Raw genomic sequence first — 2149 nt, 5'->3', positions numbered from 1 at the left:
GGCGCATCACGCTTGTCTGCGCGAACGCAGCCGTCGAAAAAGCCATCAGAAGCAGGAGACCCGCGGCAAACACCGTCCGCAGTAGCGGAAGGCTCGCGAATGCCGCATTCACCGGCAGGGTCATGGACGCACCTCTGCTGAACGACCGCGCATCACCTCAATGCGCAGCCACCAGCGTGCCCTTATCCGGGTAGATTTCGGCAGCCATAAGGCCCTTGTCGCCGCGCCCGAAGCGCACCAGAACCACCTGCCCCGGACGCAGTTCCGTGATCCCGTAGCGCCGCAGCGTTTCCATGTGGACGAAAATATCCTCGGTGCCCTCGCCGCGCGTCAGGAACCCGAACCCCTTGGTGCGGTTGAACCATTTCACCAGGGCGCGCTCCAGACCGCTGTCGGGCGTGACCACCACATGGGTGCGCGGACTCTGGTCCTCGACAGGATGGACGGCGGTGGACAGATCGACGGAGAGGACCTTGAACGCCTGAAACCCCTTCTCGCCCTGCCGCACGAGGCATTCGACACGCGCGCCCTCGAGCGCCGTCTGGAACCCGTCCTTGCGCAGGCACGTCACATGCAGGAGGACGTCCCCGATCCCCGCTTCATCCGGCAGGATGAAACCGTACCCCTTCGCGACATCAAACCATTTGATCGCGCCGGAAATCTCGATAAGCTCCCCGACGTCCCTGGCCTCGTCCGTCTCCGGTGCCGTCCCGCTCGCCCCGTATCCCCTGGTTGCCGAGGACTTGTCATCCATCCCGATAAGCCTTTTTTCAAGTCCGCCCGACTCACTGTCCCTATGAAAGATAACATTCGCGCTTTGTGGCATAGCAAGACCCAGATTCCGATTTTCAACAGCAGGTGGAAATGCCGGAATTTGAAGGGTTTCCCCGCCGTGGTACAACCGGTTAACGGTGATCGTTCCCTGTCAGCGGGGGTTGTTGTTCGGTTTCGTTTACGTAAACAAAAGTCGTGAGAGGAAATATGCGATACTTGCACACCATGGTCCGCGTGAAGGATCTCGACGCGTCGCTCAACTTCTATTGCAACAAGCTTGGCCTTGTCGAAATCCGGCGTTCCAGCAACGAGAAAGGCCGCTACACGCTGGTTTTCCTCGCCTCGCCGGCCGACCGGGCGCGCGCCGAGGCCGAAATGGCCCCGCTGATCGAACTCACCTACAACTGGGACACCGAGGATTATCAAGGCGGCCGGAATTTCGGCCATCTCGCCTACGAGGTGGACGACATCTACGCGCTGTGCGCGGCCCTGATGGACAAGGGCATCACCATCAACCGCCCGCCCCGCGACGGCCGGATGGCGTTCATTCGCTCGCCCGACGGCATTTCCATCGAGCTCTTGCAGAAGGACGCCGCCCTGGCGCCGGCGGAGCCCTGGCTGTCAATGGAGAACACCGGCAGTTGGTGATCATCCGGTCTGCGCGAGCCGCATATTTGCCTCCCCGCGCGGCCGTGCTAACAGCAGAAGAATGCCGATCGTGGGGGGAAGACGCATGAAGGAAGTCCTTCTCGAACTGGAGCGCCGCCGGGCCGCAGCGCGCGAGGGCGGCGGACAGAAGCGCGTTGACGCGCAGCATGCCAAGGGCAAGCTGACGGCACGCGAGCGCATCGAGGTCTTTCTCGATGACGGGTCGTTCGAGGAGTTCGACATGTTCGTCGAGCACCGCTCCACCGATTTCGGCATGGAGAAATCGCGCATCGCCGGAGACGGCATCGTCACTGGCTGGGGCACGGTCAACGGCCGCACGGTCTTCGTTTTCGCCAAGGATTTTACCGTATTCGGCGGCTCGCTCTCGGAAGCGCATGCCGAAAAGGTGGTCAAGGTCCAGGAGATGGCACTGAAGAACCGTGCGCCGATCATCGGCTTCTACGATGCCGGCGGCGCGCGCATCCAGGAAGGCGTCGCCGCACTCGGCGGCTATGCCGAGATCTTCCAGCGCAACGTCCTTGCGTCCGGCGTCATCCCGCAGATCTCCATCATCATGGGTCCCTGCGCCGGCGGAGACGTCTATTCGCCCGCCATGACCGACTTCATCTTCATGGTGCGCGACACGTCCTACATGTTCGTGACGGGTCCCGATGTGGTGAAGACCGTCACCAACGAAACGGTGACGGCGGAGGAACTGGGCGGCGCT

The 2149-nt window shown here is 62.2% G+C and carries 3 protein-coding genes; 2 read left to right on the top strand and 1 reads right to left on the bottom strand.

Going from position 1 to position 2149, the window contains the following annotated elements; genetic code table 11:
* Positions 1 to 157: 157 nt before the first annotated feature.
* Entirely contained in the window at positions 158 to 754 is a 597-nt protein-coding gene (locus tag NA2_RS21180) for a cold-shock protein (RefSeq protein ID WP_008599350.1), read from the bottom strand.
* Between the two features lie 227 nt (positions 755 to 981).
* On the opposite strand from NA2_RS21180, the gene NA2_RS21175 reads away from it, so the two are divergent.
* Positions 982 to 1422, top strand: coding sequence for a VOC family protein (locus tag NA2_RS21175; RefSeq protein WP_008599349.1), 441 nt, complete (start codon positions 982 to 984; stop codon positions 1420 to 1422).
* Positions 1423 to 1507: 85 nt separating this feature from the next.
* The coding region (locus tag NA2_RS21170; RefSeq protein WP_008599348.1) for a carboxyl transferase domain-containing protein at positions 1508 to 2149 on the top strand (642 nt) is incomplete at its 3' end.

The sequence above is a fragment of the Nitratireductor pacificus pht-3B genome (assembly GCF_000300335.1).
GTDB classification, from domain to species: Bacteria; Pseudomonadota; Alphaproteobacteria; order Rhizobiales; family Rhizobiaceae; genus Nitratireductor; species Nitratireductor pacificus.
The sequence above is the reverse complement of the archived record's forward strand: the minus strand, read 5'-3'. Positions and strand labels throughout refer to the sequence as shown.

Bases quoted from the DNA above. Each gene is read 5' to 3' on its own strand.
- NA2_RS21180 (WP_008599350.1), bottom strand. From the start codon at position 754: ATGGATGACAAGTCCTCGGCAACCAGGGGATACGGGGCGAGCGGGACG.
- NA2_RS21175 (WP_008599349.1), top strand. From the start codon at position 982: ATGCGATACTTGCACACCATGGTCCGCGTGAAGGATCTCGACGCGTCG.